The organism is Herbiconiux sp. VKM Ac-1786 (assembly GCF_015350805.1).
GTDB lineage: Bacteria > Actinomycetota > Actinomycetes > Actinomycetales > Microbacteriaceae > Herbiconiux.
In genome coordinates this window covers 1841471-1857172 of sequence record NZ_JADKSG010000001.1, presented here as the reverse complement: position 1 = coordinate 1857172, position 15702 = coordinate 1841471, and the positions used below count along the sequence as shown (strand labels likewise).

Genomic DNA, 15702 nt, shown 5'->3' with positions numbered 1-15702 from the left:
ACGCCGCGTCAAGGTCAAGCGCCCGAGACGAGATCGTGACGCGAATGCCCTGCACCCCCGCTGCCGACTGTCGGACGGAGGCGGTAACGTCGGGATATGGCCCCCTTCCGCCGCCGTCGACGTGACGACGATCAGCGTGAGCCCCTGCATCCGAGCCCCGCAGCCCCCGATGCGGCGGGTGCCGTCGCCTCGCGCCGCGCCTTCCTCAAGGCCGCCGCCGTGGGCGCCGCCGGAGCAGCCGCCGCGGGCCTCGGCGGGGCGGCCATCGGCGCCGGCGTCTACGCCCAGGAGTCGAACCTCGACTTCGCGCCCGAAGCGAAGGAGCAGAAGCCCGGCTTCGAGCACCTCGTCGTGCTGATGTACGAGAACCGCTCCTTCGACAACGTGCTCGGCTGGCTCTACAAGAATGAAGAGCTCAAGGCCGGCCAGAAGTTCGAGGGCCTGCACCAGGGCCGCCGGTCGAACCCGGTGCCCGGCACCGACGAGGAGGTCGAGGCCCGCCCCTACTCCGGCTCGACCGACGAGATCATGCAGAGCCCCAACCCCGACCCGGGCGAGGAGTACCCGCACGTCAACACGCAGCTCTTCCAGCGTGTCGACCCCGAGGAGAACCGCGACCTGCACGCGAACGGGCTCTCGTACCCGTTCAACGCGCCCGGTCCGAACGACCAGCCCACCATGAAGGGCTTCGTCGAGGACTACATCATCAACTACCGCGAGATCACCAAGAACAAGAAGGAGCCGGGCCGCAAGGAGTACGAGACGGCCATGGGCGGCTTCACGCCCGAGATGCTCCCGGTGTTCTCGACCCTCGCCAAGAATTTCGCCGTCTTCGACCACTGGCACAGCGCGGTGCCCTCGCAGACCTTCTGCAACCGGCTGTTCTTCCACGCCTCCACCTCGCACGGCTTCGTCACGAACAAGGGCGAGGGCGGCTACGACAAGTGGCTCGACGCCTCGAAGGCCGAGGCGCCCACCATCTTCAACCGGCTTCAGGATGCGGGGCTCACCTGGCGCGTCTACTACGACGCCGCGCAGCTGGTCTCCATGACCGGGGTGCTGCACGCGCCCGTGCTCGAGCCGTACTGGAAGTCGCACTTCCGCGTGATGGAGCAGTTCTACGACGACGTCGCGAACGGCGACCTGCCCGACTACGCGTTCATCGAGCCGCGCATGGTCTACAACCACAACGACATGCACCCGCCGCACGGCACCCTGCGCGAGAGCGACGACGTCACCGACGACGGCGACGTGGTGATCGACGGTGCGTTGTCGGATGCGCGGGCCGCCGACGCCCTGCTGCACGCCGTCTACTCGGCCATCCGCACGAGCGACACCCCCTCGGGGTCGAACGCCCTGAACACGATGCTCTTCGTCACCTTCGACGAGCACGGCGGCACCTTCGACCACGTGCCGCCGCCCTCAGCCGTGCCGCCGTCGACGGGCGACCCGGGCGAGATGGACTTCACCTTCGACCGCCTCGGCTGCCGAGTGCCGGCGATCGCCATCTCGGCCTACACGGCGAAGAACACCATCGTGAACGAGCAGATGGACCACGGGTCGGTCATCGCCACGCTCACCAAGCTGCACGGCCTCAAGCCGCTCACGCGGCGCGACGCCGCCTCCCGCGACATGTTCGACGCGGTGAACCTGAAGGCGCCGCGCCCGGCGTCCGACTGGCCGCAGACCATGCCGCAGTACTCGCCGCCGAACCCCGAGGTGAGCTTCGACGGAACGTCCCAGGCGCAGCGCATCAAGCCGATCAGCAACCCCGCGAAGGGGCTGCTCGGGCTCCTCATCGCGAAGTTCGGCGTGAAGGGCGAGGCCGAGCCGCAGACCTACGCCGAGGCGTACGCCACCCTCATGAACACGCAGAACGCCCAGGGCCAGCTCTTCGGCACCCTCGACGGGGTCGACGGCACCCCCCGCCCGACGCCGTCCCCCTCCCCCACGTCCTGACGCGCATCCGCTCGCTTGCGGATCGCCAGGAGGTGGGGGACGGCGGGCTACGCGCCGACGAGGCGCTCGGCGAGGTAGCCCGTGAGGCGGTCGAGCGAGACGCGCTCCTGCGCCATGGAGTCGCGCTCGCGCACGGTCACCGCGTTGTCCTCGAGCGAGTCGAAGTCGACGGTGATGCAGAACGGGGTGCCGATCTCGTCCTGGCGACGGTAGCGGCGGCCGATGGCGCCGGCGTCGTCGAAGTCGACGTTCCAGTTCTTGCGCAGGTCGGCGGCGAGGGTGCGCGCGAGCGGTGACAGGGCCTCGTTCCGCGACAGCGGCAGCACGGCGGCCTTCACCGGCGACAGGCGCGGGTCGAGTTTCAGCACGGTGCGCTTGTCGACACCGCCCTTGGTGTTGGGCGCCTCGTCCTCGTGGAACGAGTCGACGAGGAACGCCATCAGCGAGCGGGTCAGACCGGCGGCGGGCTCGATGACGTACGGGGTCCAGCGCTCACCGGTGGTCTGGTCGAAGTACGACAGATCGGTGCCCGAGGCCTTCGAGTGCGTGGTGAGGTCGAAGTCGCCGCGGTTCGCCACGCCCTCGAGCTCGCCGAACTTGCTGCCGGTGAAGCCGAACTTGTACTCGATGTCGACCGTGCGCTTGGAGTAGTGCGACAGCTTCTCCTTCGGGTGCTCGTAGAGCCGAAGGTTCTCGGGATCGATGCCGAGGTCGGTGTACCACTGGAAGCGCTGGTCGATCCAGTACTGGTGCCATTCCTCGTCCTCACCCGGCTTGACGAAGAACTCCATCTCCATCTGCTCGAACTCGCGGGTGCGGAAGATGAAGTTGCCGGGCGTGATCTCGTTGCGGAAGCTCTTGCCGATCTGGCCGATGCCGAACGGCGGCTTCTGCCGCGAGCTGTTCAGCACCGCGTTGAAGTCGACGAAGATGCCCTGCGCGGTCTCGGGCCGCAGGTAGGCGAGCCCCGACTCGTCGTCGACCACGCCGAGGAAGGTCTTCAGGAGCCCCGAGAACTGGCGCGGTTCGGTCCACGATCCGGGCTGGCCCGTCTCGGGGTCGCGGATGTCGGCGAGGCCGTTGACCGGCGGATGCCCGTGCTTCTCCTCGTACTGCTCGAGCAGGTGGTCGGCGCGGTAGCGCTTGTGGGTGTGGAGCGACTCGACCAGCGGGTCGGAGAAGACCTCGACGTGGCCCGAGGCCTCCCACACCTGGCGCGGCAGGATGACCGCCGAGTCGAGCCCCACGACGTTGTCGCGCGACTGCACCATGAACTTCCACCACTGGCGCTTGATGTTCTCCTTCAGCTCCACGCCGAGGGGGCCGTAGTCCCAGGCCGACCTGGTGCCGCCGTAGATCTCTCCGGTCGGGAAGACGAACCCCCGGCGCTTGGCGAGGGCGATGACGGAATCGAGACGGGATGCAGGCATGCCCGAATTCTACCGGGGCGCCGTCGTCCCCTCTCGTCACGAGGCCTTGGTGCTCTTCTTCGCCGCCGGCTTCTTCTTCGCCGGAGCCTTCTCGTCCTTCTTCTCGGCGGTCGTGCCGGAAGCCTTCTCGGCGGTCGTGCCGGAAGCTCCCGACGACGAACCCGAGCCACGGCTCTTGTCGACCGACCGCCGCAGCGCCTCCATCAGGTCGAGCACCTCGCCGCCGTCGCTCTCGCCGGGCTCGCGCCCGAACGTCTCGTCGGTGTCGACCGAGTCGCCCTGGGCGAGCTTCGCGTCGATCAGCGTGCGCAGCTGCTCCTGGTAGTCATCGGTGAACTTCTCGGGCTCGAAGTCGCCCGCGAACTGGTCGACCAGCGACATCGCCATGTCGAGCTCCTGCGACGACACCCGCGTCGGCTCGTCGAGCGCGGGGAACGCGGCCTCCCGAACCTCGTCGCCCCAGAGCAGCGTCTGCAGCACGAGCACGTCGCCGCGCACCCGCAGTGCCGCCAGCCGGGTCTTCTGCCGCAGCGCGAAGTGCACCACGGCCGTGCGGTCGGTGGTCTCGAGCGTCTTCCGCAGCAGCGCGTACGCCTTCGGCGACTTCGAGTCGGGCTCGAGGTAGTAGCTCTTGTCGAACATGATCGGGTCGATCTGCTCGCTCGGCACGAACTCCACGACCTCGATCTCGCGGCTCTTCTCCTCGGGCAGCGACGCGAGGTCGTCCTTGGTCAGGATGACCGTGCGCTCCCCGTCGTCGTAGGCCCGCGCGATGTTCTGGTACTCGATGATCTTGCCGTCGATCTCGCACCGCCGCTGGTACCGGATGCGACCGCCGTCGGCGTCGTGCACCTGGTGCAGCGCGATGTCGTGATCCTCCGTCGCGCTGTAGACCTTCACCGGCACGTTGACGAGGCCGAACGTGATGGCGCCCTTCCAGATCGATCTCATACCCAATTAGACCGTGGATCGGGCCTTTCCGGCTAGAGCCCCGCAGAGCAGGATGGAGCCATGGCGGCGTCGAGCGCGAACGAGCAGACCGTGACGGTGGGCGGTCACCGCCTGCGCATCTCCAATCTCGACAAGGTGCTCTACCCCGAGACGGGCACGACGAAGGCGGATGTCCTGCGGTACTACGCCGAGATCGCGACCGTGCTCGTCCCGCACTCCCGCAACCGGCCGGCCACGCGCAAGCGCTGGGTGCACGGGGTGGGCAGCGACGAGCATCCGGGTCAGGTGTTCTTCCAGAAGAACCTCGACGAGGGCACGCCCGACTGGGTGAAGCGGGTCGACGTGCAGCACTCCGACCACGTCAACACCTACCCACTCGTGAACGACGCGGCCACGCTGGCCTGGCTGGCGCAGATCGCGGCGCTCGAGATCCACGTGCCGCAGTGGCGGGTGGATGCGCACGGCCGCCGCAAGAACCCCGACCGCTTCGTGATCGACCTCGACCCCGGCGAGGGCGCCGGCCTGCCGGAGTGCGTGGAGGTGGCGAAGCTGGCGCGGACGATCCTCACCGGGATGGGGCTCTCGCCGGTGCCCGTGACGAGCGGCAGCAAGGGCATCCACCTCTACGCCGCGCTCGACGGCTCGCAGACCTCGGACCAGGTCTCGGCCGTGGCGCACGAACTCGCGCGGGCACTGGAGGCCGATCATCCGGAGCTCGTCGTCAGCGACATGAAGAAGTCGCTGCGCACGGGCAAGGTGCTGGTCGACTGGAGCCAGAACAACGGCAACAAGACGACGATCTGCCCGTACTCGCTGCGGGGGCGGTCGCGGCCGACCGTCGCGGTGCCGCGCACCTGGCGGGAGCTCGCGTCGCCGTCGCTGCGGCAGCTCGAGCTCGACGAGGTGCTGGCGCGCATGAAGAAGCGGGACGACCCGCTGGCCGAGAGCGCCGATGCGCCCGGCTCGGTCGAGGCGCCGGCGGGCGAGTGGCACTCGAACAGAGGGGCCGATGACCAGCCGGATGCGCATCCCGCCGCCTCCTCGTCCGGCGCCGACCGCCTCGCCACCTACCGCGCCAAGCGCGACCAGGCGAAGACGCCCGAGCCCGTGCCGGTCGCCGCGCCGGTCTCGACCGACGGCCGCAGCTTCGTCGTGCAGGAGCATCACGCCCGCCGCCTGCACTGGGACTTCCGGCTCGAGCACGACGGCGTGCTCGTCTCGTGGGCGCTGCCGAAGGGCGTGCCCGACGACCCGGGCCAGAACCATCTCGCGGTGCAGACCGAGGACCACCCGCTCGAGTACGGCACCTTCGAGGGGAGTATTCCCGCCGGGGAATACGGGGCGGGGACGGTGACGATCTGGGACTTCGGGACCTACGAGCTCGAGAAGTGGCGCGACGGCAAGGAGATCATCGTCACGCTGCACGGGCAGCCGTCGGGCGGGCTGGGGGATCCGCGGAAGGTGGTGCTGATCCACACCGGGCGAGGGGACTCGGGGAAGAACAACTGGCTGATCCATCGGATGCTCCCGAAGGACGATGGGCCGGAGACGGGTGCCCCTCGGAAGGCGTCGGCGCGAGCATCCGCCACCCCCTCTCGCGCGTCGGCCGCGAGCAAGACGATCAAGCCCATGCTCGCGACGCTCGCTACGCCGGCCGACCTCGAGGACGAGGAGGGGTACGCGTTCGAGATGAAGTGGGACGGCATCCGCGCGATCGCCCGCATCGACCGCGGCGCCGTCACCCTGCACACCCGGAACGGCAACGACGTCACGCCCGCCTACCCGGAGCTGACCGACGCCCTGGCGGCCCTCTACCCCGACCGCTCGCTCGTGCTGGACGGCGAGATCGTCGCCCTCGACAAGGCCGGCCGGCCGAGCTTCGGGCGCCTGCAGCAGCGCATGGGACTCTCCAAGCCCCGCGACGTCGCGGCCGCCCGCGCGCAGGTGCCCGTCGACCTCATGGTCTTCGACCTGCTCGAGCTCGACGGCACGTCCCTCGTCGCGCGCTCGTACGACGAACGGCGACGGATGCTCGCCGACACCCTCCCCGCCGACGAGGGCCCCCTCCACCTCCCACCCGCGTTCGACGGCGACCTCGAGCACGCGCTCGACGCGAGCCGCACCCTCGGCCTCGAGGGCGTGATGGCGAAGCGCCGCGACAGCACCTACTCGACCACCCGCTCGCGCGCCTGGCTGAAGCTCAAGCACCACCTGACGCAGGAGGTCGTGATCGGCGGCTGGCGCCCCGGCCAGGGCCGCCGCGCCTCGCAGATCGGCTCGCTGCTGCTCGGCGTGCCCGACGCCTCGGGCACCCTGCAGTACGTCGGCCGCGTCGGCACGGGCTTCTCCGACCGCGACCTCGACGCCCTGACCGCCCGCCTCTCCCGCCTCACGCGCACGACCTCGCCCCTCTCGGACGTGCCCGCAGCCGACGCCCGAGACGCCGTCTGGGTCACGCCCTCCCTGGTCGGCGAGGTCTCCTTCGCGGAATGGACCTCCACGTCCCGCCTCCGCCAGCCCTCCTGGCGAGGCCTCCGCTCCGACAAGCCCCCCACCGCCGTCACCCGCGAACTCCCCACCTGACCCGCCCCGCAGTCCCTACCGAACATGAGCTTTTCTCTGCTAATCTCGGCGGATGAAGCCCGCCGCCGCTCCCCACCCCCGCCGCCGCCTCGCCCTCGCGGCGGCCCTGGCCACCGCCGCGATCGCGGCCGCCACCCTCGCCCCACCCACGGCACCCCCCGCCGCGGCCACCAACCACGTCACGGCCCTCATCGACCTCCGCACTCCGTCCAATACCGAACCCGTTCCGACTGACGTCGTCGTCGACTCGACGAGTGGGAAGGCTTACGTCTCGAACTTCAGCGCCGGCACAGTGTCTGTGCTTGACGCAACGTCGCGGTCTATCTCGGCGACGATCCTCCTGAGGAACGATGGATCGAATCCAGGCCCGACTGCTCTGGCTCTGGATACGGATCATCACCAGCTGTATGTCGCAAATTTCGACAGTTCGAGCGTCTCGGTCGTCGACATCAGAGGCGGCAATGTGGTTGCCGAGATCACGAAGGACGACACCCCTGGCATAGGCACACGCCCTTCAGCCCTCGCCTACGACGCGACGACCCAGAGGGTCTTCGTCACGAACAGCGGCGATGGAACGGTTTCCGTCATCGACGCCACGACCAATACCGTTTCCGGGGTCATCGCGCACGACGCGAAGACCGGCATCGGAGACTTCCCGATAGCCATCGAGGTCGACTCGATACTCGGAAAGGCCTACGCGCTTAATTTCAACGGGAGCCTGTCAGTGATCGCATGCGACTCCGCTTCGGTGACCCAGGTGATCCCACCCGCCCATCCCACGATGGGATCCACGGGTTTGGCTCTGTCACCCAAGACTCATCGCGCGTATGTTGCCTCCACGCTCAACGGGGTCAGCGTCGTGGACACCACCACCGACAGCCGAGTTTCGGCGATTTCAACCGGCGTACCGTTTGGCGCTCAGACGATGGCGATCGATGAGATCGGCGAGCGGCTGTGGGTTTCGTCAGCACGACAGGCCAGCGTCTACGACACCAGCACCGGTCAGCACCTCTACTCGTTCGACAACACCGGCGGCAGCAATTTCGGCCTGGGGATCGCCAGCGCGGCGGTAGACACGGCCCGCGGCGAGATCCTCGTCGCCGCACAAACGTCGCAGAGTGTGGCGGTGGTGGATTTGGAGTCGGTGCGGGGGTTGGTCAGGCAGAGCGGCGGGGATCGGTTCGCGAGTGCGGTGCGGGTGTCGGCGGCCGAGTTCGCGCCGGGGGTCGAGGCCGTGTACGTGGCGTCGGGCGAGAACTTCCCGGATGCGCTGTCGGGGTCGGCCGCGGCCGGCGCGCAGGGGGTACCCGTGCTGCTCGTGGGGAGGAACAGCGTGCCACCGGGGGTCGGGGACGAGATCGCGAGACTGAAGCCCAAGAGGATCGTGGTGCTGGGCGGGCCGCAGGCCGTCAGCACCGACGTCGAGACCGAGCTGGGCGGGTACGCACCGATCGCCCGGCTGACCGGCGCCGACCGGTTCGCGGTGTCGGCCGCGGTGTCGAGGACGAACTTCCCGGTGGGGCTGCCGGTGGCCTACGTGGCGTCGGGCGAGAACTTCCCCGACGCACTGTCGGGCGGCGCAGCCGCGGCGCACGGCGACGCTCCGGTGCTGCTGGTGTCGAAGAACGGAGTCCCGGTTCCGGTCGCGACCGAGCTGAAGCGGCTGAAGCCCGGGAAGATCGTCGTGCTCGGCGGCGAGAACGCCGTCAGCTCCGACGTGGCAGCGGCCCTCCGCGAGATCGCCCCGACCGAGCGCATCACGGGAGCCGACCGCTTCGTCGTCTCGGCCGGCATCTCGGCCGCGACGTTCCCGGGCGGCGCGAAGACCGTGTTCGTGGCCTCCGGGGCAGGGTTCGCCGACGCGCTGGCCGGCGGTCCGGCCGCCGCGGCGAACGGCGGGCCGGTGCTGCTGGTGCGCCCCGACGCGGTGCCCGACGCCATCGCCGCCGAGCTGCAGCGGCTGAAGCCCACGCGCATCGTCGTGCTCGGCGGCGAGCAGGCCGTCAGTAAGCCCGTCTTCGAGAAGCTGAGGGACTTCGTGAAGTAGCCTCGCGCACATATGTGCGGATCCTGGTCGCGGCGTGAGCGGTGGTGGTAGCTTCGCGAGCAGGCGCCGTCGGGCGTCGAACCGCGCCCACCAGCGCGCACGGCAACGACATCGAGGAGGATCTCATGACCGAGAAGCACGACAAGCACGAGGCACGCGGCGAGCGCGACGGCGAGTACACCGACACCGACAAGGAGAACGTCATCGAGCCCGAGCCGGAGTCGGGCGAGTACACCGACAGCGTCATCCCCGGCGACGAGTAGACCCGCCCGAACGACGGCCGCTCGGCCCCACCGCACCATCGAAAGAACGACGAAGAAAGAACGACGAAGAAAAGACGTAGAACGAGGGGCGGGAATATCCCGCCCCTCCCCCGACTTGACAGTGGGTTGCCCACGAGTAGTGTTCTCACTCGTGGTCAATGAAACCCGCTCGGCGAAACGCTGGCTGATCGGAGATCCGCTCCCGAGCGACAAGCTCGACGGCCAGCTGCTCCCCAAGCGGCTCGCCCTACCCATTTTCGCGAGCGACCCGCTCTCCTCCGTGGCCTACGCGCCGCAGGAGCTGCTGATGATCCTGCTCATCGGCGGCCTCTCCTTCCTCACCCTCGCCCCCTGGGTCGCGGCGGCGGTCATCCTGCTGCTCGTGGTGGTCGTGGCCTCCTACCGCCAGCTCGTGAAGGCCTACCCGAGCGGCGGCGGCGACTACGAGGTCGCCCACAAGAACCTCGGCGAGAAGGCCGGACTCGTGGTCGCCTCCGCCCTCCTCGTCGACTACGTGCTGACGGTGGCCGTCTCGGTCGCGTCCGGCGTCGACAACATCATCAGCGCGATCCCGCAGCTGAACCCGTTCCGGGTCGAGCTCGCGGTCGGCTTCGTCATCCTGCTGATGGCGGTGAACCTGCGCGGCGTCCGCGAGTCGAGCAAGGCGTTCGCCATCCCGACCTACATCTTCGTCGGCAGCGTCGCCCTGATGATCGTCACCGGCCTCATCCGCACCGCCGTCGGCGACGCCCCGGTCTCCGAGTCGGCCGGCTTCGACGTCAAGGCCGAGCAGCTCACCCAGGCCGCGATGGTGCTCCTGCTCCTCCGGGCCTTCTCGAGCGGATGCTCGGCCCTCACCGGTGTCGAGGCGATCTCCAACGGCGTGCCGGCCTTCCGCACCCCCAAGATCAAGAACGCCCAGCGCACGCTGGTGCTGATGGGCTCCATCGCCATCTGCCTGTTCGCCGGCCTCACCGCCCTGGCGCTGATCTCGAACGTGCACTACGCCGAGAACGCCTGCCACCTGATCGGCTTCGCCGACTGCGCGACGACTCCGCAGCGGAGCCTGATGGCCCAGGTCGCCGCTGCCACCTTCGGCAACAACTCGATCCTGTTCTTCATCATCCAGGCGGCCACCGCGGCGGTGCTGCTGCTCGCGGCCAACACCGCCTTCAACGGCTTCCCGCTGCTCGGCTCGGTGCTCGCGAAGGACGCCTACGCCCCCAAGGCCATGCTCACCCGCGGCGACCGCCTCGTCTTCTCCAACGGCATGATCCTGCTGGCGCTGGCGGCGACCGCCATCCTGGTGGTCTACCAGGCCAGCCTCACGCAGCTCATCCAGCTCTACATCATCGGCGTCTTCGTCTCGTTCACGCTCGGCCAGACCGGCATGGTGAAGCACTGGCTGACGATGCTGAAGAACGGATGCGCGGACCGCGGCGCCGTCTACCGCTCCCTCGCGATCAACGCCGTCGGCGCCGTCTTCACCGCCGTGGTGCTGATCGTCGTCACGATCACCAAGTTCACCCACGGCGCCTGGCTCGTCTTCGCGATCATGCCGATCCTGTTCATCCTGATGATGGGCGTGAACCGCTACTACCGCGACGTGAACAAGGAGGTGGAGGTCGACCCGACCACCACCTTCGGCTCCTCGGGCGACCACGCGATCGTGCTGGTCGGCCGCATGCAGAAGCCGGTGCTGAAGGCCCTCGACTACGCGATCGCCGCCCGCCACGACTCGATCGAGGCGGTGCACCTCTCCATCGACGAGGAGCAGACCCGCCAGCTCGAGGAGGACTGGCAGAACATGAACATCGAGGTGCCGCTCAACATCATCGAGTCGCCCTACCGCGACGTCGCCGTGCCACTGGCGAAGTACATCATGAAGCACCGCGCCGAGCACGGCTCCGAGGTCGTCACCGTCTACACCCCGATCTACATCGTGGGCCACTGGTGGGAGTCGATGCTGCACAACCACAAGGCCCGCCGCATCCGCAAGAAGCTGATGCTCGTGCACGGCGTGACGATCGCCCTGGTGCCCTGGCTGCTCGACTCCTCCGAGCTGCTCTACGGCCGCCGCTCGCGCCCGCTGCCGGGCCAGGAGCGGCGCGGCGAGCCCGTCCGTCCGGTGCCGCGGCGACCGCACGCGGGCGAGCCCACGGCCCACAAGCGGATGCGCGGCTGAGCTTCGGCTGGACGGCACCCGTCGCCCGCCCGGATGGGTGATGGCCGCGTGCTAAACTCACATTCGATTTCGTAGTTTATTCGTCTCATCCGGGCGGCAGAGCCCCCGGCCCGATTCGTGAGGGGGTCTCGCATGGGGCGTGGCCGTCAGAAAGCCAAGCACACGAAGGTCGCTCGCGAGCTGAAGTACTTCAGTCCCGACACGAACTATTCGGCGCTGGAACGCGAACTCACGGGCAAAGCCGGTGAGCCCGACTACTCGAAGTGGATCGAGGAGGACGACGACTCCGATGATGCGTTCGAGCCGACCGCGTTCGAACCCACCGCTCCCGACGAGCAGAAGCGCGCCTAGAGCGCCGTAGACGTGACAGAAGGCCCGACGCGAGTCGGGCCTTCTTCTGTTCGCGGGCCGAACACGCCGGCCTGGCGGGCGATCGGCGAGCAGCTAGGCCCGCGGGCCCTCGTCGCGCACCTGCACGAACTCCACGTCGTCGCCCGGCTCGGGAGCGTCGTGCTCCTCGTACTCCGCCGCGACGGTGCGCGCCCGCTTCGAGCTGCCCCGGTCGAGCAGGATGGCGACCAGCGCCCCGAGGGCCACGAACACGGCCGCGAGGAAGATGGCGAGGAAGCCGAACACCTGCAGCTGCGTGAACTGCTCCGACTCGGGGAACGCGAACGTGAGGATGAGCGCCACGACCACACCGAGCACGAGCCCCACCAGCATGAAGCGGTAGTACCGCGGTGCGCGCCGCACCTTCACCGAGGACTCGGGCGGTCGGGCGGATGCGCTGCTGTCGTCGGGCTGCTGACTCACCCCTCCATTGTCCCCCACCCGGCTGGGCGCCGGGCGCGAAACCGCAGATCCGGGAACGGTCAGCGCACCGGCACGTGCGCCGACAGGTCGGCTCGCTGCCCCGACGCGTGGATGCGCGCGGTCGCGAGACCGTCGGCCCACGCGAGCGTGCCGGTGGCGAGCTCCAGCCAGGTGCGGGCATCCATCTCGACCACGTTCGGCGGGGTGCCCCGGGTGTGGCCCGGCCCCTCGATGCACTGCACGGCACCGAACGGCGGCACCCGCACCTCGACCGAGTTGCCCGGAGCCTCGTCGGCGAGGCGCTGCAGCAGCCAGCGAACAGCGGATGCGCGGGTGTCCCGGCTCGCCGCCTCGAAGTCGCCCGTGGCCGCCGTGACGGCCGCCGACCCCACCTCGTCCGGAATGCGTGCCTTGCCCATGCCTCCAAGCTAGCCCGCCCCGCGGCCGTCGGCGGTGCTCGGTAGGCTGTGGGCGTGAAGATCCTCGTACTCGGCTCCGGCGCGCGCGAGCACGCCATCATCACGGCACTGCGGCGCGAGGGCGACGGGCCGGAGGGCGGGGCGCACGACATCGTGGCCGCCCCGGGCAACGCCGGCATCGCGGCCGACGTGCCGGTCGTCGAGCTTGACGCGAACGACCCGCAGGCGGTCACGACGTACGTGCTCGAGAACGACGTGCAGTTCGTCGTGATCGGGCCCGAGGCACCGCTGGTCGCCGGGGTGGCCGACGCGCTGCGCACGCGGGGCATCCCCGTCTTCGGGCCCGGCCGGGCCGCCGCCGCGCTCGAGGGCAGCAAGGCCTTCGCGAAGCGCGTGATGGAGGAGGCCGGCGTGCCCACCGGCGGCGCGTCGACGGCCTCGACGCTCGCCGAGGCGGAGGAGGCCCTCGCCGCGTTCGGCGCCCCCTACGTGGTCAAGGCCGACGGTCTCGCCGCCGGCAAGGGCGTGCTCGTCACGAGCGACCTCGAGGCGGCCACCGCGCACGCCCGGCACTGGCTGCAGCACGGCGACGTGCTGATCGAGGAGTTCCTCGACGGCGAGGAGGTCTCGCTCTTCCTGCTCTCCGACGGCCACTCGGTCGCGCCCCTCTCCCCCGCGCAGGACTACAAGCGCCTCGGCGACGGCGACGAGGGCCCCAACACCGGCGGCATGGGCGCCTACTCGCCGCTGCCCTGGCTCGCCGACCGCTTCGGCAGCGAGACCGCGTTCGTCGACGAGGTAATCGAGACGATCGCGCTGCCGACCGTGCGGCAGCTCGCCTCCGAAGACACACCGTTCATCGGCCTGCTCTACTGCGGCCTCATCCTCACGCCGCGCGGCATCCGCGTGATCGAGTTCAACGCGCGCTTCGGCGACCCCGAGACGCAGGTCGTGCTGCCCCGGCTCGAGACGCCGCTCAGCACCCTGCTGTTCGCCGCCGCGACGGGCACGCTGGAGGCGCAGCCCCGCCCCGTCTTCTCCGACGAGGTCGCGGTCACCGTCGTGCTCGCCAGCGAGAACTACCCCGGCTCGCCGGTCACCGGCCGCCGCATCACCGGCCTCGAGGGCGCCGTCGGCGTCGAAGGCGTGAGCGTGCTGCACGCGGCCACCGACCTCGACGAGGTGATGGATGCGGGGGGTCGCCCCGTCCTGCGGGCCACCGGCGGGCGCGTGCTCAACGTGGTCGCGACAGCGCCCTCGTTCGCCGTGGCGCGTGATCGCGTGTACGGGGTGCTGGAGGGAATCCGTCTCGAAGGGTCTCAGTACCGTCGCGACATCGCGGCCCGGGTCGCGGAGGAGGTTCTGTGATGGCTTCGGTGAGCAGTGCATCCGCCCCTGTGGCGCCCGGCTGGCGGCACGTCTACAGCGGCAAGGTGCGCGACCTGTTCGTGCCCGAGAACACGGTTCAGGATGCGCGTCCCGCGGCGCTCCTGGTCGTCGCGAGCGATCGCGTGAGCGCGTTCGACCACGTGCTGGAGCCGGGCATCCACGGCAAGGGCGAGCTGCTGACCGAGCTGAGCCGCTGGTGGTTCCATCAGCTGCGCACCGTGCCGAACCACCTCGTGGCCGTGCGGGACGGGCTGCCGCCGGTGCCGCCGGAACTTGAGGCGCGGTCGATGGTGGTGAAGTCGCTGGAGATGTTCCCGGTGGAGTGCGTGGTGCGCGGCTACCTCTCGGGCAGCGGCTGGAAGGAGTACCAGGCGTCGCAGAGCGTGTGCGGCATCGGCCTGCCGGCCGGGCTGCACGACGGCGACCGGCTGCCGCAGCCGATCTACACGCCCGCCTACAAGGCGCCGCTCGGTGAGCACGACGAGAACATCAGCTTCGAGCGCACCGTGGAGCTGATCGGGCTGGCCGACGCGACGGCGCTGCGCTCGCTGTCGTTGGAGATCTACGAGCGGGCGGCGGCGATCGCCGAGGCGCGCGGGGTCATCCTGGCCGACACGAAGTTCGAGTTCGGGCGCGATCCCGAGACCGGCGCGATCACGCTGGCCGACGAAGTGCTGACGAGCGACTCGTCGCGGTACTGGGATGCGGCGGCGTACGACTCGGGCGAGCGCACAGCCAGCTTCGACAAGCAGATCGTGCGCAACTGGCTCGCGGCGAACTGGGACCAGGTGGGGCCGCCGCCGACGCTGCCGCAGGAGATCGTGGAGCGCACGGCGGCCCGCTACGCAGAGCTCCTGCAGCGCCTCACCGCCTAGCCGCCGCCGGCTTCCCCGAGCGGGGGTTCCCGATGTCGGCGGTGGGGCGTAGCGTCGCTGCATGGACCTCATCCTCATCCCCGGCTTCTGGCTGAACGGCGACTCGTGGAACGACGTGGCGCCCGCGCTGCGCGACGCCGGGTTCTCCGTGCACACGCCCACGCTCGGCGGGCTGCACTCGGTCGACGACGACCGCAGCGGTGTCACGCTGGCCTCGCAGGTCGCCGAGGTGGTGGCGCTCGTCGACGCGGTCGACGCCTCGCGCGAGATCGTGCTCGTGGGGCACTCGGGCGGCGGCTCGATCATCCATGCGGTGGTGGATGCGCGGCCCGAGCGCATCCGGCGGGCGGTGTACGTCGACAGCTGGCCGACGGCCGACGGCGTCGCGATCAACGAGGAGCTCGAGGCGGTGGGCGACGAGGTGCCGCTGCCCGGCTGGGGCGAGTTCGGCGAGGCCGACCTCCGGGGGCTGACCGACGACCTGCGGGCGTGGTTCCGGGGCATCGCGATTCCGCAGCCGGTGCACGTGGCGCGCGATCCGCAGCGGCTGCACGACCCGCGCCGCTACGCCGTGCCGGTCACCCTGGTCGCGAGCACCTTCACCCGCGAGGAGCTCGACGGCTACCTCGCAGCCGGCCACCCCTTCTTCGCAGAGCTCCCGCACCTGGCGTCCCTCACGGTCGTCGAGCTCCCCACGGGCCACTGGCCCCAGTTCACCCGCCCGACCGACCTCGCCGCGGCCCTCGCGGACGCCGCCCGCGACTGACGAGCTCGGGCGGATCAGGCGG

Annotated in this window: 13 protein-coding genes; 9 read left to right on the top strand and 4 right to left on the bottom strand. The window is 69.8% G+C overall.

Going from position 1 to position 15702, the window contains the following annotated elements:
* Window positions 1-96 precede the first annotated feature (96 nt).
* A complete protein-coding gene (locus tag ITJ64_RS09130) occupies window positions 97-1959 on the top strand; it encodes an alkaline phosphatase family protein (protein ID WP_194680328.1) in 1863 nt (620 codons plus the stop codon).
* Window positions 1960-2006: 47 nt separating this feature from the next.
* Here ITJ64_RS09130 and ITJ64_RS09125 read toward each other — a convergent pair whose 3' ends face one another.
* Complete coding sequence (locus ITJ64_RS09125; RefSeq protein ID WP_194680327.1) at window positions 2007-3389, bottom strand: glycine--tRNA ligase; 1383 nt, start codon at window positions 3387-3389, stop codon at window positions 2007-2009.
* Window positions 3390-3425: 36 nt separating this feature from the next.
* Window positions 3426-4340, bottom strand: coding sequence for a Ku protein (locus ITJ64_RS09120; protein WP_194680326.1), 915 nt, complete (start codon window positions 4338-4340; stop codon window positions 3426-3428).
* Between the two features lie 60 nt (window positions 4341-4400).
* Between ITJ64_RS09120 and ITJ64_RS09115 the strand changes: the two genes are divergently transcribed.
* The 5 genes from ITJ64_RS09115 (at window position 4401) to ITJ64_RS09095 (ending at window position 11769) form a co-directional block, all read left to right on the top strand.
* Window positions 4401-6923, top strand: coding sequence for an ATP-dependent DNA ligase (locus ITJ64_RS09115; protein ID WP_194680325.1), 2523 nt, complete (start codon window positions 4401-4403; stop codon window positions 6921-6923).
* A 52-nt stretch (window positions 6924-6975) separates the two neighbouring features.
* Window positions 6976-8970, top strand: coding sequence for a cell wall-binding repeat-containing protein (locus ITJ64_RS09110; RefSeq protein WP_194680324.1), 1995 nt, complete (start codon window positions 6976-6978; stop codon window positions 8968-8970).
* 125 nt (window positions 8971-9095) lie between these two features.
* A complete protein-coding gene (locus tag ITJ64_RS09105) occupies window positions 9096-9233 on the top strand; it encodes a hypothetical protein (protein WP_173182492.1) in 138 nt (45 codons plus the stop codon).
* A gap of 151 nt (window positions 9234-9384) precedes the next feature.
* The gene (locus ITJ64_RS09100) at window positions 9385-11418 is read left to right on the top strand and encodes an APC family permease (RefSeq protein WP_370545108.1); all 2034 of its coding nucleotides are present in this window, start codon (window positions 9385-9387) and stop codon (window positions 11416-11418) included.
* 132 nt (window positions 11419-11550) lie between these two features.
* On the top strand, window positions 11551-11769 hold the full coding sequence (locus ITJ64_RS09095; RefSeq protein WP_194680323.1) for a DUF3073 domain-containing protein: 219 nt from the start codon (window positions 11551-11553) through the stop codon (window positions 11767-11769).
* A 93-nt stretch (window positions 11770-11862) separates the two neighbouring features.
* Here ITJ64_RS09095 and ITJ64_RS09090 read toward each other — a convergent pair whose 3' ends face one another.
* Entirely contained in the window at window positions 11863-12231 is a 369-nt protein-coding gene (locus ITJ64_RS09090; protein ID WP_194680322.1) for a hypothetical protein, read from the bottom strand.
* A 59-nt stretch (window positions 12232-12290) separates the two neighbouring features.
* Window positions 12291-12650 (bottom strand): sterol carrier family protein, encoded by a 360-nt coding sequence (locus ITJ64_RS09085; protein WP_194680321.1) that lies wholly within the window; start codon window positions 12648-12650, stop codon window positions 12291-12293.
* 54 nt (window positions 12651-12704) lie between these two features.
* Here ITJ64_RS09085 and purD point away from each other — a divergent pair, with 54 nt between their 5' ends.
* From purD to ITJ64_RS09070, 3 genes are all read left to right on the top strand, one after another.
* On the top strand, window positions 12705-14018 hold the full coding sequence (gene purD / locus ITJ64_RS09080) for a phosphoribosylamine--glycine ligase (protein WP_194680320.1): 1314 nt from the start codon (window positions 12705-12707) through the stop codon (window positions 14016-14018).
* Window positions 14018-14914 (top strand): phosphoribosylaminoimidazolesuccinocarboxamide synthase, encoded by an 897-nt coding sequence (locus ITJ64_RS09075; protein WP_194680319.1) that lies wholly within the window; start codon window positions 14018-14020, stop codon window positions 14912-14914. Before purD ends, ITJ64_RS09075 begins: the two co-directional genes overlap by 1 nt.
* 61 nt (window positions 14915-14975) lie before the next feature.
* Window positions 14976-15680, top strand: coding sequence for an alpha/beta fold hydrolase (locus tag ITJ64_RS09070; RefSeq protein ID WP_194680318.1), 705 nt, complete (start codon window positions 14976-14978; stop codon window positions 15678-15680).
* Window positions 15681-15702: the final 22 nt, after the last annotated feature.

Excerpts from the sequence above, each read along its gene's own strand:
- ITJ64_RS09130 (WP_194680328.1), top strand. The coding sequence starts at position 97 with ATGGCCCCCTTCCGCCGCCGTCGACGTGACGACGATCAGCGTGAGCCC.
- ITJ64_RS09125 (WP_194680327.1), bottom strand. The coding sequence starts at position 3,389 with ATGCCTGCATCCCGTCTCGATTCCGTCATCGCCCTCGCCAAGCGCCGG.
- ITJ64_RS09120 (WP_194680326.1), bottom strand. The coding sequence starts at position 4,340 with ATGAGATCGATCTGGAAGGGCGCCATCACGTTCGGCCTCGTCAACGTG.
- ITJ64_RS09115 (WP_194680325.1), top strand. The coding sequence starts at position 4,401 with ATGGCGGCGTCGAGCGCGAACGAGCAGACCGTGACGGTGGGCGGTCAC.
- ITJ64_RS09110 (WP_194680324.1), top strand. The coding sequence starts at position 6,976 with ATGAAGCCCGCCGCCGCTCCCCACCCCCGCCGCCGCCTCGCCCTCGCG.
- ITJ64_RS09105 (WP_173182492.1), top strand. The coding sequence starts at position 9,096 with ATGACCGAGAAGCACGACAAGCACGAGGCACGCGGCGAGCGCGACGGC.
- ITJ64_RS09095 (WP_194680323.1), top strand. The coding sequence starts at position 11,551 with ATGGGGCGTGGCCGTCAGAAAGCCAAGCACACGAAGGTCGCTCGCGAG.
- ITJ64_RS09085 (WP_194680321.1), bottom strand. The coding sequence starts at position 12,650 with ATGGGCAAGGCACGCATTCCGGACGAGGTGGGGTCGGCGGCCGTCACG.
- ITJ64_RS09075 (WP_194680319.1), top strand. The coding sequence starts at position 14,018 with ATGGCTTCGGTGAGCAGTGCATCCGCCCCTGTGGCGCCCGGCTGGCGG.
- ITJ64_RS09070 (WP_194680318.1), top strand. The coding sequence starts at position 14,976 with ATGGACCTCATCCTCATCCCCGGCTTCTGGCTGAACGGCGACTCGTGG.